Below are 22,500 nucleotides of genomic sequence, written 5' to 3'. Positions count from 1 at the left end.
CAGTCAGGCGATCTGCTCAACCTATAGTTCAAAAGCCTCCGGCATCAACTCCTCCCAAAACGCAAATATCCCCTCGGCATTCAATGCCGACATCCACCCGTGCTTTTCAAAATCCAACCGCGCAGCCCCATCCAGCCTCGCCATGAACAACCGTTTATCCGCATCCCGCTGCGTCGGACTACGCCCTGCAACCAAGTCCCGTACAATCGCCAATTTCCGCCCCCGCTCTGATGTCGGCGCCGCCTCAACCACAGGCGCCGCATAATCATCCCGCAAGGCCGCCTGCAAATAGCTCACCGGATTTTGCACATCGCGGCGTTCTCCGACATACGCCAGCTTCGCCCCAACATATTCTGCACCATGCTCAGCAATCCATTGCTTCGCCAACCGGTCACTAACCCCCTGCCCTATCAACGCGGCGTAGGTTGGCGAGTTGCGCACCCCTGACCCATCGTCGATATCAAGGATCGCCAGTTGCGGATTATCCTTAATCTTAAACCGGATATGCGTCACCGAGCGACCCATCTTGCGGGTCTCAGGCGTCACTATAATATTGCTCGTCTTGTTCACCTCAGCGACCGCAGGCTTAATCACCTTCGCGTTCAGATGCTTAAACACCTCGTAATAGGCACTATCATTCACGCCCATCAGCCTGCGAAATGTCTCAAGCTCCCACCAACCCGTACTGCGAGTCCTCACAAAACGGTAGCAATTTTCATACAATGCCAGCGCATGCCCAGACGTGAACCGCTTTTGAATGTTAAGATTGATTAACGCGAACACCTTTGGATCGTGCAGCTTCTCAGCCAAAGCAGATGAATACGAATACTCACAGACCCCACCTTTCAATTTCGCATAGGCAAGCAGGCTCGACACGCCCCATTCTTGCTGGCCGTTCTCATCCAACATGTCCCATTCGGCTAACGTCTCAACCAGACCGCGCAACGACGCCTTCAGCGTTTCCATGTCATTCGAGTTATACCCGATCATCGCGCAGAGCGTCTGCGCGTCGATCTTATGCGTATTCTGATGGACCAACGTATCGTAGGCATTCAGCAACAGCACGTTCGACAGCTTGCGTTGCAGCAGCGTCAGCTTGCCACTCACATGAATAGCGGCAACGTTCTTCTTCACGGAGCCGCGGCGAAGCGGGCCAGTCAGGTCTTTGGGTGTCTGCTCTTTGCGCATTGGCGTGCCTTGTTGACGGCGATTTTCAGGTACCATACCGTGAAAGGAACCTACAAACAACAATCGAATAGGCACCTGTCGCGGCATGATAGGCTTCCTGCAAACAGGCACCTTAGCGATCCGAACCCTAGCCGTTGAACAAACAAAGGTACCCAAATACGGGACCACCAACCAACGAAGCATGAGAAATAGACACTAACATAAGCGAAACTGACTCTGGGCACCTGCTTTCCTGCGAATCGGCACTTTTCGCCCTACATGCGGGTCCGCTTCATCCCGTAAATGGATACCCTTCATCCTGTTCACGGGTCCCGGCTGACCAATAAGCATATGATAAATAACGAGTATATCAGCGTAAAGATTCTAAAGTATCTAAAGATATTAAACAGTTTATCGTTGTTGTTCCTTTCAGATATGACCTTATTAGGGTCTAATCGCCCATATTAGCGACATTCTGATTCTCATTTGCGGTTTCATGTGCGATACTTACGCGCAAGAACACAAACCTTGCATACATTGAGATATTACAATGGCATCAGCGGATAAACCACCCCTGCCCCCATATATGAACATCGACCCTAAGGCCGCGGCAGCCAAATTATCCGCGCCTGTCGACACTACACGATTCGCCAAGGCGGCCACTTTCGCTGCGAAAGGTCGCGAAGATTTGGCCAAACGTGGACACGCACCTGATGGCGCAAAACGTCTGCGCAGCTTCTCAACGTGGGAGGTCTGCCGCTACATGATTCCTGTCGCGACGTCCCACTTCCGGCGCGTCCTCAAAGCACACCCAGACTTGCCCCAAGGCACAGGTGACGGAAACTCGAAGTGGTTTACCCTCGAAGAAGTCCTCGCCCTGCGCAAACACTTCGCTTCTGAGGGCGCCGCAGGCAAAGAATACCTGCCATGGCGGCCCGAAGGGTTAGACGCAAAAATCATCGCCGTCGCCAACTTCAAAGGCGGCGTTGGCAAAACGTCCACCGCCGCTCACCTTGCGATGTCGGCAGCTCTCGACGGTTACAAAGTCCTCGTGATCGACCTCGACAGCCAAGGCTCCATGACCTCGATCATGGGCGGCAAGGTTGAGGATGAATGGCAAACCGCCTTCCCGCTCATGGCCAAAGATTACGCGATGAATGTCGTCGCCGAAAACCGTGAGCGCGAAGCAAGGGGCGACGCCCCCCTGCCCCTTGATGAGACTCTAACCGAGGCGCTCAACACGAATGCCCGCGACCTGATCCAGTCGACACACTGGCCGAACATCGACCTGATCGGCGCTCAGCTGAACCTCTACTGGGCCGAATTCCAAGTCCCTGTTTGGCGGATGCAGCACCGCTCTTGGGCGCTGTGGGATGCGCTGACCAACGCGCTCTCGCGTGAGGATATACTAACAGATTACGACGTCATATTCCTCGATACGCCCCCTGCCCTTGGTTACTTAACCATTAACGCATTGGCAGCGGCGGACATCCTTTTGGTGCCTCTCGGGGCATCGTTCCTGGAATTTGACAGCACAGGCCGGTTCTTTGATATGCTCTACAGCACATTCGCGTCCATCGAAGACGGTGAAAACACCATCCGCCGTCGCGACGGTTTGCCAGACATGAAATTCGAATGGGACGCCGTCCGCGCCATCGTCACCCGTTTCGACGCCGCGCAACAAACCGATCTCGCGAACGTCGTCCAAGCCTATTTTGGCGACTTCATGACGACCTACCGCCAAGAAGTGACCGCAATGGTGGGCCAAGCTGGCGAGCGCGTAAATGGCATCTACGAGGCCGATTACCGCGACTTCAACCGCGACACCTACGTGCGTGGCCGCGAGACATTCGACCGCACATGGGCCGAGGTTAAAGAAGTGTTACTTGGCACATGGTGGCGCGATCAGCAGATGATGCAAAACCGCGAAACCTGACCGATCCAGAGTTTCGCTGCGAAACTCCAACCCCACGAAACCCGAGTTTCGCAGCGAAACTCACGGACATGACGACAGGAGACCCCTGATGGCCAAACGCAGATTAGACCCGCCAAGTGCCGACCAACTGGCCGCGATGGATGCCGAGTTTCGCAGCGAAACTCCAGAACGGCCGGGCAGGGGTGCGGCACCCATCGCACAAGTCGCAGGCGAAGCAGCACAGCTTGGATCAAGCGAAACGCCCGCCGCAAAGCTAAACCGGCTCGACGCGGACAAGCTTCGCGACGCCGTCAAATCTGGTCTGCTGATCCAAGAAATCCCGCTCGATCAAATCAAAACCGACGACCTCGTGCGCGACCGGACGATCATTGACGAAGGTGAGCTGAACGAGCTGATCGCCGCAATCACCATCAGCGGTCTACGCTTGCCAATCGAGGTCTACAAAGACGGGCAGGGTGCCTACCAACTGATCTCTGGTTATCGCCGCATGCTCGCGTTTCAATCGCTGAACAAAGCTTACGACGGCGGCTACGGCGCGATCAAAGCCATCGTGCGCGAACCCCGCGACATGGCGACGTCCTTCATGGCGATGGTGGAAGAAAACGAAATCCGCGCTAACCTTAGCCACTACGAGCGCGGCCGCATCGCGGTACTCGCAGCACGACAAGGGGCATTCCCAAGCACCGACGACGCCATCGCCAAACTCTTCATCGCGGCATCAAAATCCAAACGATCAAAGGTGAAATCCTTCGCCGAAGTTTTCGAATGCCTCGGCGACGTCCTCAAGTTCCCAGAAGACCTAACCGAACGGCGGGGCCTGCGCATCGCAGCCGCCATCAGACACGGTGTCGAAGACAGGCTGCGTGACGCGCTGGAAGCGGGGCAGGGAAGTTCCGTAGATGCGGAATGGGGGTTACTCGAACCCATCATCGACAGCGTCGAAGCCGCACCCAAACCAGCAACAAAAATGGGCCGCCCCAAAGCACGCCCACTCCCCGCGCAAGGCAACGAAATCAAGCTCTCCAGCGGCGTCAAACTAACCTGTTCCAGCGACAGCAAAGGCTACTTCATCCGCATCAGCGGCCCGTCAGTGGATGCCGAAACGCTCGACGCCGCCATGCAAGAGATCGCGCATTTGTTCGAGGCGCCTTGAGGATTAGAGCTCGAGAGTGGGAAAGAGCAGTGCAGGTTTCCGCCTCATAGGAGAACGCAACGGCCTGCCTCAACCCTTTGAGGTTTCTTACTTATTTTGGATCTCCGTAGTTTCGCTATTACAATCCGTTATCATAGACTCGAACTATTTGACGCATGAATTGCGGGCGCCATAATGCCTCACTGTCACGCTAGGTGTTTGATTCTAAAATTCTATTTTGGCGTTAAGTCAAAAATTCGGCATAAATTGCAAAAGCTGTTGCCGAGTGGCGAAAGTCAGCCACAATTGATGTTTTAGATATATGATCGAGATCGCACCGTCTTGCATCGGAGTAAAGCCAGTGAAATCGTCGCAAAGATCACGGGACCACCTATGGGGCAGTGATCCGTAACCCAGTTCGTCATTATCGCCTAAGTGGTGCGTGTTGCAAAATCAGTTTTAGATTGTAATCAGGCCATCGAGGGTAAAACAATTAATCATGTCGCCTTTCCCTTGCCGCATTGCTAGCTTATAAGTTGCGGAGCTTCGGCTCGGAGTGGTCTTCGGACGGGTGTATTTGTGACTTGTAAAGGCGGCTTGTTTTTGGACGCTACTGATTTTGATAATTATTGGATTTCGTCGCCAATGCGCGACCAGATCCTCGCAGTACCAAACCTGCAGATTGACAGAATAGATGGTGTCGCGCCGCTGGATGCACAGCTTGGTGTGGCCGACCCAAGAACGGTGCCAGATATGCTTTTTGAGCCCTTATTCGGCCAGCCAAAACATACGAAAGCGGCACTATCTACTTTCGCAATCCTCGACGCGGCCAAGATGCCAAGCCTACCCGAATTGCTGGAAATGTCTGGCCTGCAACATCGTTGCCTGTTCAAGGGTGACGCCTACGATGAATTGAAAAACGTAGCGCCGTGGATCGTTCGCCTTGAAGACGATAACACTTTCACTCGCAACCTGTTCACGCGATCAGGCGTGCCTTGGCATTTTTGGGATTCCGAACCGGGCATCTACATAAGGTCAGGTGGGACACTGGACGACATGTGGAAGCATTTTCGGAAATTTACGCGAATGCAAGATGAGAAAAGGAAATGGTATTTTCTCCGTTTTTGGGACCCAACGATTTGGTTTGACGCACTTACTTTGGAGGGCTGTGAGTTGGCGCATGATTTGCTGTCGCCCTCGCATGGCTCAGGTGTTGATTGCCTGGTGGTCTATACCGCCACCCAAGGGTCTTGCATGGTTGTCAGGCCACCTACTGTAGGAGCTCGGCATATGGGCAAGAACGCTTTAGCTGCACGCTGTTTGACACAGGCAGATGTGGAAATCTTACGGATTGGAATGTTATGTCCATTTGCACGGGAAATCCTGACACAAATAGCGCGTGATGATGCTGCTATGCTGGCTGGACTGACCAAATCAGAAGCTGAAACACGCATATTGGCGACAGTTATGCGTTTGCATGGCTATGGTTTTTTGACCGTCGATATTTTGCGCGAGTTGTGTTTACAGGACCTGTTTTTGGGTTATGACTTCGAGAGTGAAGACGAGACTGGCCAGCTAATGCAAATTTGCAGGTCCAATCTTTCCGAGGCCGAAAAGTATTTGGGGATTACTAAACGGATATCGGCGCTAGAGTTGGTCAAGTATGGTTAAAAGTAAAAGGTTTAGGGTCTATGTTGCCTCCAAATAAAAGTGTCCGGCCTGTACCGCGCCCGGTGGGACCATCTACGTCACCAGCACCTAACGTGACGACCAGTATTCCTGGTCTATTCCCACCGGCGGCGTCACCATCTGAGCCCACGGTCGTCACTCCTACGCCGTCAGGTTCGGGCGGCGCGGGCCCGTCACATAGCTCGCCTGCCCAGCCATCGCAGCCTGCACAAGCGACGCCTCCGACGATACCTCCAAGCCCGGCGGCCACCTGTTGCCCGCAGGTAAGCACCTTTGCGAAGGCAGCTTCGCGGACCGTTTATTTTGGCTTCGATGACAATACCAACCAGGTTGTGAAAGCGAATGCTGACGAATATTGGATACCGCCCACTGATTCAAAATCGCGGCCCTCAGATCGGGAAGATCCTGACGGCAGCAATTGGCTGTCGGTTTCGGTTGGGTCCGAAACCGAAGTTGTGATTGCCTTTGTAGGCCAGTCCGGACCGGCCTGTATAGGAAATTGCACCTTTGTGGTTGATGCCCCTGCTGTGGCCGAGGTGGTGACGACAAATGTCACGGCAAACAACGTCGCTTTTAAGGTAAAGGGGAAAGCCGCCGGAGAATGTTCGGTTGAGGTGAAATGCAATGGCAAGACGCTAGGCTGGGTCCATGTGTGGTGTGCAGTTGCAACCACAATTAATTTAGAGGTGGCCAGTATTGTCACCCCCAATTCGCGTGCGGCAGCCTATGTGGTCGCCGATTTAGAAAGTTATATAAATGCGATCTATGCTGATCTCTTCATTTCTGTCAGCATAACCGACAAGGGGCCGATCACGGTTGTCCCGCCAGCGGCTGGGTATCTGACCTCAACCCGGCACTACTTGGCACTGGACACTCTCGTGCAAGCTGCGGCAACGACTGCGTTCACAGCACCATACCGTTTGCTTTATTACGTAAATACGGGCGCTTTTTCTGGGAACTATGGGATTGTGCCGGGCGGTGTTGGTACCGGAAAAGCAGGTTTTGCTTTTTTTGATCATGATATTCAAGGGTCGTACAATACGATGGCTCACGAACTTGGTCATTCACTTAACCTATCGCACCCGTTGCACGATTCTGATGGAGATGAATTTCCTGTACGTCACCGTGCAGGTTTGGCTGGGGGCAATGTGATGCCTTTAGACCCGTGGAATCTGATGGGGTACAAAGGTACGCTTCCACAGCGTGGGCCTAGCAGACGTGATCTACGGTATCGCCAGTGGAAAAAGTGTAGGAGAGTTTAAAAATGACAGATCATTTTGTTGAGATAATACAATCCAGTTGCAGCCAAGAAATCGCTGTGCAGGTCGAAGAAGTCGCAGTTTCAAGCCCTGACTTTTCAACGTTGGCTAAGGTACTTTTGCAAAGAGCAAGCCTTCCAAGCGAAGACGCACCAATGACGCCTGAGTGCTTTGCCGCGTTCGTGGGGCATTCTGCCGCTCGTCTGGGTATGACGTCGACGGATGAGGCATTGCGCACCGTACTGAACGCGTCTCTGTCTGTAAGTGAACAGACAAGGCCAATCGTTTTAAATGAACTCTGCAGGTTATATGAGCGGATGCCGCTTAGGCGTGTTGATGCGCGTACATATTTCAAACCACTCAGCCTTTACAAAATTGACGTCCGCCCTTTGCTCGCAGTGGAATACGAAAGTTTAGTAATTGAAGAACCTCAAGATGATGCCTTCTACTATGCCTATTATCTTGCGTCTATTAGCGACCCTCGTGGGATAAAGCTTTTGGACGATGCTGCCATTCGTAGCGAAGGCGAGGCGCATCAATTGATAGGCATGCTCGGTGCCATTGCTGAACTGGGGCATTCAAACGTCCGCTTTATTCTGGAGCGCTATTCTGCTGACGATAGGCGTGGCGTTGGTGTCAATGGCCCCAACACTGGACCATCCGTTGCTGAGGTCGTGACTAACGAACTGCAATATAGGGTTTGGAACTGACCCGTACAGCCGTTAACGAGTGTCAGTTCTGCAATATTCGTTAACGGCAGGCAATTATCCATGATTGGTTCTATCAATTTAAGTTTGAGTTACCATTGCTAGAATGCCGTTATTCTGAGCTTACACCCGTGAACCGGGTAGAGTTTAGGACGGAGTCGTTGCCAGAAACTGTGGTTTGATGGGCTAGCTCGGCCTTGCACCAATTGTCATCACCGAGAGAATCTGCAATCAAAACATCATGACAAATCATGACGTTATCTACCATGTCACGAGTGCTTTCTCTGGCTTCTCGGCTGGGACGCAAAGTGCTGAGCTTGATGCCGAAGGCGTGCTGCCTGTGCCGTTATTTGATGCACTCAAAGATGGTCCTGACAAGCTATATGCGATTCTCGATGCTGGGCGTGTGCCATTCCTTGCTGAGCGGTTAGAGCTGGGTGGTCTCAAGGGGCGGATGATTTATCGTAGCAATCGTGTGATGCGCAGCTTGGAGGAGGGGGATGACCCGCTTGCCGAGGTGTCGCCTTGGTTGATTGAGTTGAGCGCTGACGACAAAATTGTGCGCGATTTCTTTTGTGCTGATCCTGATGAAAACTGGCAGATGATGCCAGCGCGGGCGGGCATTTTGTTGCGCTCTTCGTTGACGCCGGACAAGGTGTTGCGTCGGTTCATGCGGCTGTCCCAGCTTCCTGATGAGGCAGGTGCTGATTTGTTTTTCAGGTTTCAAGAACCGGGCATGTTGGGAGCTCTCTGTCGCGCTGTTCCGACTGACGTGGTGGCCAGCATTTTGGATGGCATTAGCGCAGTTATTTGGACCGAAGATACAGTCATTGAAGGGCAATGGCAGGCGCATATTTTACGGCCTACGGTGGGGTTGCAGTCGTCTGGCTGGCACGCACCGAAGATCGACGGCGTGGTGCGGCACGCATTCGCTGAAGTGATCAACCGCCGTCGCGCGCATCTGATCCTACGCGACAGCGATATTGCGCCGTCGGAGCGGACTTCGATGATCGACGATCTGGTGCACCTGTTGGGGGCAAGCCAATCAAGTTCGGACGCGATGCTGCACCATTTGCGACTTGTGGCAATTGCCCCTCCAGCGGACCGTCCGTATTGGCGGCATATGGTTGATAAGGGGGATATTTCTCTGGCCTTCATCAACCGTAGAATGCATGATCACTACATACCTGCGGAGACGTTTTCCAAGTGACCGAGACCTGTATTACCTGTGGCGATGTTGAGCTTTATTATGTGCTTTCTTGTGGTGACACGGCTGTCGGTGACAGTGTTATCCTTATGTTTGGTGGTGAAGACCACGACGCGCTAAAGTCTGAAATAGGTCTCGTCCAAGACGCCTTTACCGAGATCTCCCAAAACGCTGCCGATGACAGTAACGAAGGTGCCGAAGCCACGGTTCAGGCGCAGGACCATATGGCCAAGATGCTTGATGGATACATCAAGCCGGATGTTAGCCTACCCGACAAACATATGGTGCAGGCATATAATTTGCGGGGCCGGAAATGGACGTTTATCCGCAGTGACAGGATGCGCAATCACATGCGTAGCTACGCGATCGACAAATCACTGTTAGAGGCCACAAATGATGGTCTGAACAAAGGCCGATTGCGGTCAGCGTTTGTGGCTGCGCGTCAAAAAATTGCCGAAGACCTGGGCAGCGGGATTAGCTGGAAAGGTCAGGTTTACAAAGCGTCGGTCGGCGGGTCGATTACGGATATTTGGGACGCGGATTTCCTGACGTGGGTCGATGCGGTGAATGAAAGCATGGCTTACTCGAGCGAAAGTCCTTACCACGATTTGTCGGCTGGTGCGCAGTTGTTGCGCGGCTACGCGGGCTTTGGTCTGGCGATTGGGTATAACCCTGCGAAGAATAGTTATGGTTTGACCGGAAATGCCGAAGCGCGTGCTGTTTTGGCTGAAGGCAAGACGACGATTACTGGATACGTACCGCACGCTGACGGTTGGTTCGCGCGCGCACCATTTGCTGATGCAGCGGCTTCTGAGGCAGGGCGGCAAGAGGCGCTGAACTTTGGCTATTTCCGTGGTACCATTGAGTTGAAGGCCCACGCGATGCTCGGTGCTAGCATTATGGGAACTGCGGGTATCGAATATGTCCCGCAGAACGACGGATCGACCCGCGTGCTACCGTCTGCGGCTGGTGCGAAAGGACAGGTGTCCGCAGGCGCGTTTGCAGGCGTCGAGGCCGGTGGCAGTTTGACGGGTGGCGTTCAGTGGCTGAACCCCGGTTGGCGAGAAGACGAAGGCCAACGCCTACGCGATGCAGGCTGGAAAACGATGGTGAGCATCGGTGGTTCCGTCGCTGTGAACGCGGGTGTCGGCGCTGAATTTGATCTAATGATTACGTTTGAGAACGGTAAGTTCATGTTCCGCGCCAAAGCGCAGGTCGTCTGGGGCGTCGGTGCCAAAGGTGGTGTGCTGGGCAGCATCGGTTTTGAGGCGATCATCGAGTTTGTGATGTACACATACCACCAATTGCGGGCGAACGGCTTTAGTTATCTGGTGTTCATTAGCGAAGGGGCGTTTGACGCGATGGTTCAGATGCTCATTTACGCAGTGCAATTTGGCGAGGACGCTATGATCGCCCTCGGTAACCGCGTGACGCAATTGGCCAGCTGGGTCATGCAACCGTTTGAGGATGCCGATGCGGCAGAAGCTTTCGCGATTAAAGTCAAGCAACAGCCTCGCGCATTGTTCTTTGGGCCACCTGAGGTGAAAGGTGCTGTTCTGTATCGCCTGTCTGAACGTTTCACCTTCAGCCGTGAAGAACATCAAGAGGGGGCGATTATTGCAATCATGCACTGCATTTCGTCCCGTCGCGAATGGGAAAAGATCGTGGAGCGTATCACGGTGAATGGTCAAAAAGGGAGTGCGACTGCTGGGCTTGCGAGATTGAACGCGGTTCTTGATTTCGGTGCTCAGACACAATTCACAGCGCGTCTTAACGAGATTTTAGCGATGAATGATGTTTATGACTATGTGCCGACAGGCGGGGACACACGCCTTGCCGGTACGCCCGTTACATTCTCGAGCTACGCATGAAAATTATCTTAAGCATAGCAGTCGCGGCGATCCTCCTTGTGGGCGGTTGGTTTGGCTTTACCACGATGCAAAGGTCGCGTGCCATTGATACGCTTGCCGCAGAAACCCGCGCAAACCTGATCTACGTGAAAGGCGGTACGTTTCAGGCCGGTAATTACGAGATTACGGTGAGGTTGGAGAATGGCGAAGAAGAGGTTCGCCTTGTTTCTGCTAACGCACTGCCGGCTATTGAAGCAACTTTAGACGATTTTTCGCTTTTAGCGAGCGAGGCTCTCAACAGTTCATTCGATCTGTTCTTGGCGGAAACAGGCCGTCCTGCACAGCTTCGCAACCTTGAACAAGGTCTCGGTGCACCTGAACATCCGGCACGTATGTCTTGGCAAGAGGCGACTGCTTATTGTTCATGGCTTGGTGAAGTCTCGGATATATCGCTGCGCCTGCCCACAGAGGTTGAGTGGGAATATGCGGCGCGTAGTCGTGGCGAGAAAGTCGCGTGGGGTACTGCTGGTGGAGAGTGGATTCCGGGCGAGACTGTTGCCGGACCTAATACGCCAACTGAGGTTGAAGAAATGCCGAACCAGTGGCCACCGTCGCCGATGGGGTTCCACGACATGGCCAGCGGTGCAAAAGAATGGGTCGCTAATGATGAGGCAGATACACGAATTGCTAAAGGCGGAAGTATAAATTCTGACGCGGTTTTTGAAACGATCCCGAGCCGGACAATCGTCGAGCCAACAACGCAAAGTTGGCCTGGTGAACCCGAGCGTTACGCAAAACAAGGGTATCCCTATCACGGGACTTTCGCGACAGCGCGCTGTGCGTCTGATCAGATAGGTCAAGGGCCGGGCGCCGTTGATTTTAACGCGCCAGAGGTGATCCCAGCGGTCGCGCCTCAGTCTGTGACCTACTGATCTGCGTTTAACGATCCCAGACTGACGATGGAGCGTCTGGCTGCGGAATGTAGGGTTGGCCGTTTGGCTCTAGCGGGCGATACGGACCTTCGTGCGGTGGCAGGCCAAGGTATCGACGGACTGTGTTTGCGATCACGATCCCAGGCATCCGATTTGGTGTTAGGCTTTGCCGTGTGTCGTTGATAAATGCCTGAAAGATAACATTGCTCTGCGAGAGATTTAGGTTTCTTATTTGTCCAAGTTGGTTGCTTACATAAGCGGGGTTTGGTTCTAAGCGCAGTGCTTCAATCAGCCGAGTTAGTGCCTCTTCGTCAGCCATTGCAGTAAGATAACGAAGATATGCGAATGCCTTTGAATTATGCTCTGGCGTAGCATTTTCGGGGGCTGGAAGGGTAGGGAAATGGCGTTGCAATACGTCTCTGACGTCAATTTTGTGTTGCGTCACGAGGAAGAAAAACCGTTGAGGCAAACGGTCTCTGGAAGCCAGCTGTCGTACTGCCGTAATCACAACGGGACGATCATCTATGGGCACTTGGGTATAGTAATCGATCGTATCCCAGGCGATATAATCTGCGGTGGTATCCCCGAGGTTCGATGGCAAAATACTGCTGCGATACAGAAGTGCTGCAATATGACAGTCGTCTGAAATATTCTGACCGAAAAAGTCCTGATTAGGCCAAGGGTTTTTGAATGCGGAGGTCATGTCTGAGTTGATGACATATTCGACAATCGCCGGCGGGCATTGTTCTTTGAGGAGCTCAATGTAGTCCATCATTCGTCCCTATTCTATTCTAGCAGCAACGGCACGCACTGCGTCCCATTGGTTTTTCCGTAAAAACGATTGCTCTTTGAAGTTCGGCCAATACCCCATTAAATTTAAAGGATCGCGTTGCATGATCAGTCCAATATTCTTTGGATCAAGAACGCGTGGTGTTGGGGTTATTGCTGGCTCGGTATTTGTTCCGGATTCCGCAGTGACGGGTTGTCCCAAGGATGCTTTGAGGTGATTAGGTAGCTGGTTTGCCACGTTCGGATCGTCAGGGTGGAGTAGCCCCAAAGCATGACCTAACTCATGAGCCATCACAGCATAGCTGTCTGTTATCGTTTGTCCGCCAATAGCACCTTCAAAGTCTTTGAATACAAAGCCGTATTCTGATGAAATCTCCGGAACGACCCCACTGAAACGCGAGGGGACATCATCTGGCACAAAAAACCATAAATACTTCTGCGATGATGCACCTGCTTGCCACGTCGCTGTCTCGCCGATCCATGCGATCGTGCCGCGTTCACCGCCTGAAAGCGCACCTAGAAACGCGCGCTTACCTAACAGTTCTCCAAAGCCTTCACTGTAGTATGGAGACGTGACGACTGACCGAAGACCCGGTTCAGCGGCGGCGATATCTGGGTGGCCCGTTAAATCTACTTCGCCAAGATCGGTTACGACAATCCGAATTCCTGCCGCATTGAATGTTTTGTTTAACGTATTGGATAGCGCATTTGCAGAATAACTCACCGATCGAGATAGTGGTGTTTTGATACATCCTAAGGTGACTGCTAGGCGTATTGGTTCATAACATACCAAGTGAAACCACCCGATGTCTTCGCCGTCACAGGTGACTTTTACTGTGGCTTCACCGGCGCTCATTCCTCGCAGGGTGAGCGTCATGCCTGAGGCAGAGCCACGGTTGGGCGATACTTGTGCGACGCCTGCGGGGATCACTTCGAATGTGCTGTTGGCGATGCAGGCGCTGCTGGTGTGGCCTTCGAAGCTGGCTTCGACGTCTGTTTCGTCGCCCAGCATGACCGAGACCCATGCAGCACCGTCTTGGGTCATGCGGTCTAATGGCATGATTTTTCCCGCATCGGGCGGTATCCAGTATTCATCCGCGTCGCGTGTCTGGGCCAAATTGGTCCGTGCGTCAAAGCCAGTCACCCTGTTTGGGCGGCGTGATCCTTCGAAGGTGCTGACCTGCGGGCAACATGTTGCAACAGGCGAAAGGCCGCCTGATGGCGGGGATCCGTTTGGTTCAGGTGAAGGGTCAGCCATCAATCAATGCTTTCCAAAATTCGTTACATAATGTGTTCCAATCCGCCGCTGATTGCGGAGGGTGCGAACGTCCTAAAAAGGGGTCTTCATAGAATTTGTAGCCCCAAAACAGGCTTAGGAAAGCAAGGCGCGCCCAATGCGCCTCGGGTGCGCCTAATGCTGCCAAAGGGCCTTGCGATTTTTTCCATAGCTGCCGGAATGGACCTTGGCGATCAACCGGGATGTGTGCCTCAAGGCAGTCGGCGAGTAGCTGCCTGTCTGGGGTTAGTGTGCCACAGTCTTCTGTTGTCGTGATAAGTCGCGGGTCGGCGATCAATCGTTCGCTCCAATTGCGTGCGACGGCGCGATACGATCCAGCCCATGCGTCAGAAAATGCGGCACGCAGGGGGACTTGTTTGGCCTTCACGTCACTTTCTAGAATTGCAGTGAGTGTAGGTGTTTGCCCGCTTTGATGAAACCAACCGCCAAGGTGCACCATGAGGTGACCAAGGTAGGAATATTCGTCCTGACGGGTGAATCCGTAACGCGCACCTTCGCGCAAAATATACGGCCCGAGTGCGTTGACGGATGCGCCGGCAAAGAGGTCATCGGGGTAATCGCGGGCGAGCCAACGGCTGAGGTTATGTCCAAGACCGATCCGCGCAATACGGTCCATGACGGGGGCGTCGCAAGCTGCGAGCGAAAAGTATTTACGGACACCTGTCCGAGTGGCGCGTCCGGATAGGTGAAACGCATTCATTTCGTCGGGGGACTGTTCCGATAGAAAATGCACAGGCGACCCATCTTGAGTAAAGAGAAAGCGCTCCAAGCGGTCGGGTTGTGTGGCTAAACTTGGTAGAAATTCATTTGCGACGATTGGATCCCAATAGCGAAAAAACACCATCGATGTCGTTTCGGGATCGCGTGCAACCTTGACCAAGCCACGCAGGTGCGACCGTATTTCGGCCGTTGATGCGGTTGTCAGCAGTAGAATGCCGACGCCTTGTCCGTGAAATTTGCAAAAGTGGTCACGAAGGACGGCGGCTTGTGCGCCTTGCCCGCGTCCGAAGGACAAAAGCCAAGGTCCTGCTTCGCCTTCTGCTGTGTCTGGATTGAACAGGGGGGTTGCGTCTATTTCTAGGGCGAGAGTATCGAGATCATTCAGGCCGCGCACCGCTGCGCGGCGTGTCCCGTCGAACACTCCATAAATCTGCAAGCTGCCATCGGCATCTAGTAACGCGGACAGCTCTTGTGGGTAATGAATCGACGTATCTTGCGCCCAATCAGGCGCAAACGCGATTTTCTGGGCGTGCAACTGCGCCTTGTCCATTTCCATGGTTTCCCTGCAATAATCGCTTTAGCAGCCCTTACGGCAGGATCTTGTGTGCAGGCGAGCCTGAAACAATTGCACCGCCATGCGACGTTGCACAGCCGAGGTAGGCGACGGGTTTACCGTCGTCTGTCGACATCGATGATCCCATAATGATTGTCGCACCGCAGGCGGTTTTGTCGCCCATGCGCGCGACGGGTTTGCCGTCGATCATGGCTTTGCCGCCAGATACAATCGCATTTGGGCCGTGGATTGGGCAGACGTGTTTATCGCCGAGGCGTGCAATCGGGATCATTATTCACCTTCCTTTGGGCATTCCTCGACCAGTGGCAGACCTGCGTTTGCAGCACCTTGCAGTGTGGGTACTTGAGAGCCGCCTGAGCCGCCCATTGACACGTTGCCCTTGAGCTTGATCTGCGCACCCTCGATTGTGACACCGGAGGCATCAAGCGTGATTTTGCCACCTGGACCTTTGATCACGAACTTCTCGAAGGCCATCAATGTGTGGACTTTAGTGTTGTTGGTGATCGACTGGTTCACGTTCAGCGTTGATTTACCAAGCACCGTGTGTTCGGCGTTGCGCCCAACTTGGGTCAGGTGGTCTGCAAAGATGTCCTGTTTGTGGATGTTTGCGACGTTGTGGACATGGTCTTTACCATAGTTTTCGATTTGGTTCTGACCGACCGTGTATTGCACGTCGCGGCCAATATTAATCGTCTCATCGCGCCCGACGACTTCGGTGTGATCTTGGCCGACAGAGATCGATTTATCACGCCCGACACTTTCCGACTGATCCTGACCGATGGTCTTGTTCCGGTCATTCAAAATGTCGATCTGCTGGTCTTTTTGACCATGCATGTAGATCAATTCTTGGTCTTTTTCGTCCTCGAACATCAGCTCGTTAAAGCCGCCGCCCTTGTGAGTGTCGGTCTTGAACGTCGATTTTGTTTTGTTCGCAGGTAGCGGGTAGGGGACGTCGTTTTTACCGTTATAGACGCAGCCTGTAACCAGCGGCTTGTCGGGGTTACCTTCAAGGAATTCGACGACGACCTCCATGCCGATGCGCGGGATGACCATGCCGCCCCAGCCTTTTCCGGCCCAGTTTTGAGAAACGCGGCAGCGCATTGAATAGCGATTGTCGAGGTCCCAGTGGAAGTGCACGAGGATGCGGCCGTATTCGTCGCAATCAATCTCGCCTTCGCCGACGACCACGGCGGTTTGTGGGCCGTGCACGATGGGCAGCTTTGTCTTCCGTTCCGGCGCGAGCGGGGCTGAGATCGGCAGCAGGACATAGGAGCCTTCGTAGGTGGGCTCTGAGTTGCCTTGGCCGGATGCAAATGACGCGGTGGCAAAGCTATGGCTCGCAGATAGGCAGACGCAAGGATCATCAACGCCTGTGACACTGTCGCCTGTGATATCAACGATCAGGCCTGCGCGCATCGAGGCGACATCGCCTTTGGCTTGGTGCCGGTGATCTTGGCCGCGTTCCTGCAAGGTGCGCAAACGTGCGACCAATTTGCCGGTGCCTTGATCAAAGTAATCGCCGGGGTAATCGTAGCTTTCGATCTGGCCCTGCATGTAAGCCGCATCGCCCATCCGGTCGGTTTCCATCGACGCGGTTGGCTTTTTAAAGTTGTAATCGGTCAGGCGAATTCCGCCTGTCGTCAGGCGACGACCGGGGCGCATTTCGGTAAAATGTTCTTCGTCGGTGGCACGATTTCCGTCGGCCACGATCTTGAACAGACGCGCAGCGCCGGGCAGGGAATCGTGTGATGTAATGGCGTCGGTCAGCACCAAAGTGTGCGAGCCTTGATCGTGCTTGAAGTGATAAGAGATTCCGAACCGCTCCATCAGGCGTGTCGCGAAATCCAGATCGCTCTCGCGGTATTGAACGGTGTATTCGAGGGTCGGGTAGGACCCTGTCAGGCGCTTCTCCATCGCAGGCTCGCCAAGGCCAGAGTAAGGGGCGAGCAACTCGTCGAGAATTTCAACCACAGTTTTTTCGTGGTAAATCCGTTGGTTGCGGCGCAACCCAGCCAGCCACATCCACGGTTTCAGCGTCAGGGTGTAGCGCCAACCGTTCTCGTGCAGCCCGTCAAAGTTCACTTCGGAAATAATACCATCGAAGGGAACATCAGGGTTGTCATACGAGGTCAGTTCGACCGTGGCGTGGGTGCCGATGAGCGCGTCGAAATCAAGATCGTTGCGTTCGGCCAGTGCATCAACGCGAATGGTGAACAGGTCATTGACGTGCTCTTCGGTGTTCATCCGCAACAGTACGAGAGTGTTTGCACCCAAAGCCGTTTGCAGGTGGCCCATCCGTTCATCTTGCTTAAATCGCGCGTTCATTAAACTACCCTAAACATATAAATTACTGGCGAAGTTAACAGCGAAAGCGAGCAATTCAAAGTTGAAATTGTGGCGATTGATCATATTCTGGACATAGGGTTTTTTACAATTTTACTGCCGCCGTCGAGGCCGCAGTGTCCGACACTCATGTGGTGATCCATGCCGCACCTGTGAACTTCACCAATCGTACGAAATGCTAACAAAGGTTAACAAATCAACACTACTTTTTTTGCATATTGATACCAAAAGTGCTGATGATCTTGAAAAAAGAGGATCCGTTTTTTTAACTTTTGCATATGCATTTCATGAAAAAGTGTGAACAACCGTTAGTTTGATAGTTTTTCATAGTGACAACTAAAATTTCGTGAAATATAAAAACAACGAACCCAGATTTGTGGGTGAAGAGAGCGCAGGATGCGCACAGATAACGATCGCGGTTTCGCGGTGGAAATGTGCAGTCCATGACTCATCTACACTTTTGCCGAAATATATACCGTGATCTCGATTCATTTGCTGAGCCCTTTCAGCTTTGGATCACGTCAGGGTTTATGCGGCTGTTTTCCCTGGCTGTGAGATACACAATCTTGCGCTTGGTAAAGATAGCTGCCTCGGTTCGCGTTTCCCGCTTTTCAAAAACGTATACCTTCTGGGACCACTCACCCGGCCCTGTGACAACTGACATCCTCTAGGACCACAAGAAGCGCATATTTAAACCCACCCGACGCTATGTACGGGGGACCAGACCGGTAAAACGATTATCTGGGGTAAGTGAAAAGCTTACGGGCAGGCGGCTGGCCATCGATAAACGGCATTGCGTGGATAGGAAGATTATGAGGATCTTGCTCCAAGGGATTGGGGGGCAAGTACGGGTGGGGGAGTGCGTCCAAAATTTATGTGATAGTCGTTAACATTAAATTTAGAAAACGAGGCAAGTATGAGACGGGCTATAAAAGACAAGCATGCGAGATTTTGTTTGGAGTTCTTGCAGGACGGCAATGCCGCGGCAGCTTATCGGCGCGCGGGTTATGCGGTTAAAAATGCGGACGTGAATGCAGCACGGCTTATGCAACGTCCTGACATTCAGCTTTATATAAGAGAACGACGTAAGGAGATTGAAAACCAACTGACATTCAATGCAGCAAGCATCATGAACCTGTTGTGGGATATTGTGAACGCAGATTACACCGAGTTGTCGAAGGTGAAGAACTTGCCATGCAAGTATTGCAGATCCGATGGTCCTATCTTGGCCCAATCTCCGGATCCTATGTGCCCTGAGTGCGATGGCATGGGGCGTCGCGTGGTGCAATACGCGGAATCACAATACCTGAGCCGACAAGGGAAGTTGATTTACCAAGGAGCGGTACAAACACCTTGGGGAATTAGGTTAAGTCTCACGAGCAAAATGAAAGCTCTGGAATTGCTTATGCGGATGTATTTGTCCTAGGTATTCGAAACAAAGCTGCGGTAGTCGCAACGAAACGCCGTCAGCGCCAGTTAGATCGTATCTGTGACGTCCTCGGCCCGCATGTTGGTGCAAAGCTTTCAGGCAATGGTGTAGCGGACAGGGCAAATGTAGCTTTGGCGAGGACGGTGCCAACGTCGGTATCGTCAGTATCCAATGAGCGAAACCCGTGTGTGATGCGGATAGATTCTATCCGTAGGCGCGGCTAGAAAACGGGGACATCTCCTGTGTGATCAACGACCGCCTCGGCACGCTGAAGGAAATTGTCGGCGGAGATGGCAATCCGTGCTTGAGCGCCGACCACAACACATAGGGCACTGTTTGAACGTAGGCGAGAAAAGCTTCAACCCTACCTAGCTGCTGTTTGACGTTTGGTGGAATTGCATCTTGTGATTTGGGCTGCCTTTTTGTCAACTTGCGCGAGCATGAGGTATGAAGGCGGATAAGTTGTATGTGGCGATTGGTGTTGATGGTTTGGTATGCTGGGATTGCCCCAGAGATTGCAGTTGCGCAGGATTACTCGAACAACGGCTGGGTGCAGCAAAGTTTTGACTTTGAAAGCCCGCATCTGAACTTCACAACGACTGTAATGAACGGTGCGAGTGTTAAAACAATTCCGATGAGAGGTCCTGAACAAGGCGAAATCGGGAAAATTTTAGCTATTGGAAATGTTGCCGACCCACGTGAGTGGATGCTGGTGAACCTCATTGGTTACAGTTTCGCGACGCCTGTAGCACCGGAGCCGCTTTGTCGTTCCGAGCTTGAACGCGAAGGCTATCAGATACGCGCAATGCGCAGCACGCCGGATATGACAATGACCGAGGCGCTGAGCGTCGCCTCGAATAGTGAACATCTGACCAAAGGGGTCTACACACGGTGCTACGCGCGCGGCAATATAACGCTTGTTTTGCATGTTTTTGACGATGTCTCCGATATCACTACACAAGAAGCTTATAACGCCCGTCGTGCTGCCGCTCTCGACCTTTACACCCGTTTCACGACTGACCTTATTTTCGAGGACGGCGCTTCGGCCAATTTTGGTGGGATGTTGCAGGAGGTAACCGTTAAATTTGGAGACGATCGTGTTGATTTTACGGTGTCAGAAATATGGGACGTTGCCATTAATGACTTTACTGGTTCTCTGCCCGCCGAGATGCAATTATTTCGCAACCGTGACGGTCAGACACTAGGCGTGTTGTGGTTACATGTCGCGGAGGGGCCCGAGCCTACTGACTTGGCTGAGGTCGCGGCGCGTTTTGTCACGCAATATTTCAGTGACCTAACACAGCAGGTAGGTTCTCTTGAGGTCGTCAGTAATGTGCCCGACGAGGACCTATCAGAGCTGAAGGGTCGCCGAGTGCGCGTTGCGGTAAACGGTTTCGGCGATATCGAAGCAAGCGTGATTTGGCATGATGGTAGATTATACGTGCTCGGTCTTTGGCAGAACTACGAACAACCTGCTGATCGGAGTATGTTTTATACGCGATTAGCCGCGCACTCTTCTTTTGTGATGATGAAAAACGACCTTGTGAGATCGTTGCCATGAATTTAACCGATGCTTTCCCGATACCTTATGCACATTGGTATGCCGCGCGGTTATATATAGAGGCGGGTGTCGCGACGGGTGATGTGCTGGGGCGATTGTGCATTACTCAGGCGGATTGGGATGCTTGCCAGGAACGGTATCGTCAGTTGCATTTTGCCGATACGGGCTGGGTTGCGTATGCGTTTGAGCGGGCTGGTTTGTCTGCGCCGGAAGACGATAGAAACCTGTATCAGCTTTTGACTGGATCGCCGGCACCTGCGTTGTTTAGTATGCGTGAGGCGTTAGCGGCGATCAGGCGTAGGGTTGAGGCTGATCCCAAGATCGGCCCCTTTGCGGGTGTGGGCTGGGTTGCCGAGTATTTGTGCGAACGGCATTTTCCGACGATCCGGTATATCTACAATGGCGCGCAAGTTTGCGCCGATGGGAAGCCGCTACAGACCAAAACGGGTAAGGTGATCGACGGGATCGACCCGACAGGGTTTCGCAAGCTCGGGGAACGCTGGTTTACCGATGGGAAACGTGTGTACGGGCAGGGCGAGACACCGATGACGCGTCATTGGTTTGTCATGCGCAGCGCTGATCCGCTGACATTTCGCGTGCTGAATGAACGCTATGGGGCCGACAAAGATGCTGGATATTACATCACAAATCTACGGCTGACCGGCGGCGATCCCGAGAGTTTCGAGGTCATCGCTTATCCCTATGGCACCCCGCCGAAGCTGCATGTGTCGCAAAGCCATTACGCCAAAGATTCCCACAAGGTTTATGGCTACGGTGTGGAAATTGACGGAGCCGATGCCTCCAGTTTTGTGCCGCTTGGCGTCGAGGGCAAATATTTTGCGGACAAGGTCCGTATCTACTGGGAGCGCAGCCCGATTCAAGGCGCAGATCGCGCGACCTTTACCTGTGCAATTGAGGTCGGGCAGTACTGTGCCTTTGACAAGGATCGGGTTTATTACGGCGGCAAAGTTATGTCTGCGGCCACCGAGCGTGCGGACTGGGAGGCATACTTTAAAGAGCGTCCCGAGATCGCAACGACATGGTGGCACGAGCAAGCTGAGGCCGGTGATCGCAAGCCAATTGGCGGTCCGTTTTTTAGCGATGGTCAGCGGCTTTGGGTCAGGCCGCAAAACACGCGACGTGAGGACTGGGTGTCGCTGGACTATATCGACCATGACGGTTTTGAACACGTAGTTGATGTGTTCGGGATTGATCGCTCTGGCCTGCGGTATGTTGAGACGCGGCTAGAGATGTATGAACGGCCCGCGGTTAAGGGGGCTGATCCTGCGAGCTTTGAGCGCCTTGGCGACGGCTGGTATCGCTGTGCCAAGCAGGCTTATTTTATGAACCTAACGGATCCGCGCGAATACCATCGACTGGTGGTTGTGAAGGCGGACATGGATAGCTTTCGCATGCTGGGCAGTGTTTATGCGATGGACGCGAAGGGCCTGATTGTCGAGGGCGTGCGCAAGCGCGACATCGACGCGGCGGCCGTGAAGCCGATTGGCGGGATGTTCGCACGACTTGGAGATACGGTTTTGTTTCGCGGCAAGGTAGTGAAGAAAACGGGTGGCCTGGACCTGACTACTGCGCGTAGTCCGACCCCGCGTCTGCTGGTCGACGACGCGGGGCACATGCTGTTGGGAAGCCGTTACCGCAAACCCGTTGCTGGCATGAACGCAGCTGCCCTGCGGTTTATTACCCCATATTTCGCGACCGATGATCGACAGCTTTATGTGCTGACGGATGATAGCCTGATGCATTGCGAAGGAGCCGAAGTCAGCGCGTTAAAGATCGAGGACGACCGACACGTGCGCGATACAACAACGCGGTTTGCGTTCGGGGGCAGGGGCCTAGAACGGGAGGCGATTGGGTGAAGCGCCGCTGTTTCTTGCGAAGGAAACTAGC

At 53.3% G+C, this 22,500-nt stretch carries 17 protein-coding genes; 11 read left to right on the top strand and 6 right to left on the bottom strand.

Annotation, left to right across the window (positions count from 1 at the left end; translation table 11 throughout):
- Positions 1–21: 21 nt before the first annotated feature.
- Entirely contained in the window at positions 22–1,188 is a 1,167-nt protein-coding gene (locus tag FHS72_RS17430) for a replication initiation protein (protein WP_183531021.1), read from the bottom strand.
- Positions 1,189–1,717: 529 nt separating this feature from the next.
- Here FHS72_RS17430 and FHS72_RS17425 point away from each other — a divergent pair.
- The 8 genes from FHS72_RS17425 to FHS72_RS17390 all read left to right on the top strand — a co-directional run bounded on the left by FHS72_RS17425 (position 1,718) and on the right by FHS72_RS17390 (position 11,879).
- Positions 1,718–3,103 (top strand): AAA family ATPase, encoded by a 1,386-nt coding sequence (locus tag FHS72_RS17425; RefSeq protein ID WP_183531020.1) that lies wholly within the window; start codon positions 1,718–1,720, stop codon positions 3,101–3,103.
- 88 nt (positions 3,104–3,191) lie between these two features.
- Entirely contained in the window at positions 3,192–4,256 is a 1,065-nt protein-coding gene (locus FHS72_RS17420) for a ParB/RepB/Spo0J family partition protein (protein ID WP_183531019.1), read from the top strand.
- A gap of 582 nt (positions 4,257–4,838) precedes the next feature.
- Complete coding sequence (locus tag FHS72_RS17415; RefSeq protein ID WP_183531018.1) at positions 4,839–5,906, top strand: DUF4123 domain-containing protein; 1,068 nt, start codon at positions 4,839–4,841, stop codon at positions 5,904–5,906.
- Between the two features lie 350 nt (positions 5,907–6,256).
- On the top strand, positions 6,257–7,186 hold the full coding sequence (locus FHS72_RS17410) for a zinc-dependent metalloprotease family protein (RefSeq protein WP_183531017.1): 930 nt from the start codon (positions 6,257–6,259) through the stop codon (positions 7,184–7,186).
- Between the two features lie 2 nt (positions 7,187–7,188).
- On the top strand, positions 7,189–7,893 hold the full coding sequence (locus FHS72_RS17405; RefSeq protein WP_183531016.1) for a hypothetical protein: 705 nt from the start codon (positions 7,189–7,191) through the stop codon (positions 7,891–7,893).
- Between the two features lie 238 nt (positions 7,894–8,131).
- Complete coding sequence (locus tag FHS72_RS17400; RefSeq protein ID WP_183531015.1) at positions 8,132–9,100, top strand: DUF4123 domain-containing protein; 969 nt, start codon at positions 8,132–8,134, stop codon at positions 9,098–9,100.
- Positions 9,097–10,968: a hypothetical protein gene (locus FHS72_RS17395; protein WP_183531014.1), complete on the top strand. Its 1,872-nt coding sequence runs from the start codon at positions 9,097–9,099 to the stop codon at positions 10,966–10,968. Before FHS72_RS17400 ends, FHS72_RS17395 begins: the two co-directional genes overlap by 4 nt.
- The gene (locus FHS72_RS17390; RefSeq protein WP_183531013.1) at positions 10,965–11,879 is read left to right on the top strand and encodes a formylglycine-generating enzyme family protein; all 915 of its coding nucleotides are present in this window, start codon (positions 10,965–10,967) and stop codon (positions 11,877–11,879) included. The genes FHS72_RS17395 and FHS72_RS17390 overlap by 4 nt, the downstream gene beginning before the upstream one ends.
- A gap of 7 nt (positions 11,880–11,886) precedes the next feature.
- Here the strand turns inward: FHS72_RS17390 and FHS72_RS17385 are convergent, their stop codons facing one another.
- The 5 genes from FHS72_RS17385 to FHS72_RS17365 form a co-directional block, all read right to left on the bottom strand.
- Positions 11,887–12,654: a hypothetical protein gene (locus tag FHS72_RS17385; RefSeq protein ID WP_221235468.1), complete on the bottom strand. Its 768-nt coding sequence runs from the start codon at positions 12,652–12,654 to the stop codon at positions 11,887–11,889.
- A gap of 6 nt (positions 12,655–12,660) precedes the next feature.
- Entirely contained in the window at positions 12,661–13,680 is a 1,020-nt protein-coding gene (locus FHS72_RS17380; protein ID WP_183531011.1) for a M12A family metallopeptidase, read from the bottom strand.
- A 238-nt stretch (positions 13,681–13,918) separates the two neighbouring features.
- Complete coding sequence (locus FHS72_RS17375; RefSeq protein WP_183531010.1) at positions 13,919–15,241, bottom strand: DUF4123 domain-containing protein; 1,323 nt, start codon at positions 15,239–15,241, stop codon at positions 13,919–13,921.
- 31 nt (positions 15,242–15,272) lie between these two features.
- A complete protein-coding gene (locus FHS72_RS17370) occupies positions 15,273–15,530 on the bottom strand; it encodes a PAAR domain-containing protein (protein WP_183531009.1) in 258 nt (85 codons plus the stop codon).
- A complete protein-coding gene (locus FHS72_RS17365; RefSeq protein WP_183531008.1) occupies positions 15,530–17,584 on the bottom strand; it encodes a type VI secretion system Vgr family protein in 2,055 nt (684 codons plus the stop codon). The genes FHS72_RS17370 and FHS72_RS17365 overlap by 1 nt, the downstream gene beginning before the upstream one ends.
- A gap of 934 nt (positions 17,585–18,518) precedes the next feature.
- Here FHS72_RS17365 and FHS72_RS17360 point away from each other — a divergent pair.
- The 3 genes from FHS72_RS17360 (at position 18,519) to FHS72_RS17350 (ending at position 22,469) form a co-directional block, all read left to right on the top strand.
- Positions 18,519–19,028, top strand: coding sequence for a terminase small subunit (locus FHS72_RS17360; protein WP_183531007.1), 510 nt, complete (start codon positions 18,519–18,521; stop codon positions 19,026–19,028).
- Between the two features lie 469 nt (positions 19,029–19,497).
- Positions 19,498–20,592, top strand: coding sequence for a hypothetical protein (locus tag FHS72_RS17355; protein WP_183531006.1), 1,095 nt, complete (start codon positions 19,498–19,500; stop codon positions 20,590–20,592).
- Complete coding sequence (locus FHS72_RS17350; protein WP_183531005.1) at positions 20,589–22,469, top strand: DKNYY domain-containing protein; 1,881 nt, start codon at positions 20,589–20,591, stop codon at positions 22,467–22,469. Before FHS72_RS17355 ends, FHS72_RS17350 begins: the two co-directional genes overlap by 4 nt.
- Positions 22,470–22,500 lie beyond the last annotated feature (31 nt).

This window comes from Yoonia ponticola, assembly GCF_014199395.1.
In the GTDB taxonomy this organism is placed as follows: domain Bacteria; phylum Pseudomonadota; class Alphaproteobacteria; order Rhodobacterales; family Rhodobacteraceae; genus Yoonia; species Yoonia ponticola.
Note: the sequence above shows the minus strand (reverse complement) of the source record. Positions and strands in the feature narration are given on the sequence as shown.

Excerpts from the sequence above, each read along its gene's own strand:
- FHS72_RS17350 (WP_183531005.1), top strand. The coding sequence starts at position 20,589 with ATGAATTTAACCGATGCTTTCCCGATACCTTATGCACATTGGTATGCC.
- FHS72_RS17425 (WP_183531020.1), top strand. The coding sequence starts at position 1,718 with ATGGCATCAGCGGATAAACCACCCCTGCCCCCATATATGAACATCGAC.
- FHS72_RS17420 (WP_183531019.1), top strand. The coding sequence starts at position 3,192 with ATGGCCAAACGCAGATTAGACCCGCCAAGTGCCGACCAACTGGCCGCG.
- FHS72_RS17370 (WP_183531009.1), bottom strand. The coding sequence starts at position 15,530 with ATGATCCCGATTGCACGCCTCGGCGATAAACACGTCTGCCCAATCCAC.
- FHS72_RS17385 (WP_221235468.1), bottom strand. The coding sequence starts at position 12,654 with ATGATGGACTACATTGAGCTCCTCAAAGAACAATGCCCGCCGGCGATT.
- FHS72_RS17430 (WP_183531021.1), bottom strand. The coding sequence starts at position 1,188 with ATGCGCAAAGAGCAGACACCCAAAGACCTGACTGGCCCGCTTCGCCGC.
- FHS72_RS17390 (WP_183531013.1), top strand. The coding sequence starts at position 10,965 with ATGAAAATTATCTTAAGCATAGCAGTCGCGGCGATCCTCCTTGTGGGC.
- FHS72_RS17405 (WP_183531016.1), top strand. The coding sequence starts at position 7,189 with ATGACAGATCATTTTGTTGAGATAATACAATCCAGTTGCAGCCAAGAA.
- FHS72_RS17355 (WP_183531006.1), top strand. The coding sequence starts at position 19,498 with ATGTGGCGATTGGTGTTGATGGTTTGGTATGCTGGGATTGCCCCAGAG.
- FHS72_RS17360 (WP_183531007.1), top strand. The coding sequence starts at position 18,519 with ATGAGACGGGCTATAAAAGACAAGCATGCGAGATTTTGTTTGGAGTTC.
- FHS72_RS17380 (WP_183531011.1), bottom strand. The coding sequence starts at position 13,680 with ATGCTGGGCGACGAAACAGACGTCGAAGCCAGCTTCGAAGGCCACACC.
- FHS72_RS17400 (WP_183531015.1), top strand. The coding sequence starts at position 8,132 with ATGACAAATCATGACGTTATCTACCATGTCACGAGTGCTTTCTCTGGC.
- FHS72_RS17375 (WP_183531010.1), bottom strand. The coding sequence starts at position 15,241 with ATGGAAATGGACAAGGCGCAGTTGCACGCCCAGAAAATCGCGTTTGCG.
- FHS72_RS17365 (WP_183531008.1), bottom strand. The coding sequence starts at position 17,584 with ATGAACGCGCGATTTAAGCAAGATGAACGGATGGGCCACCTGCAAACG.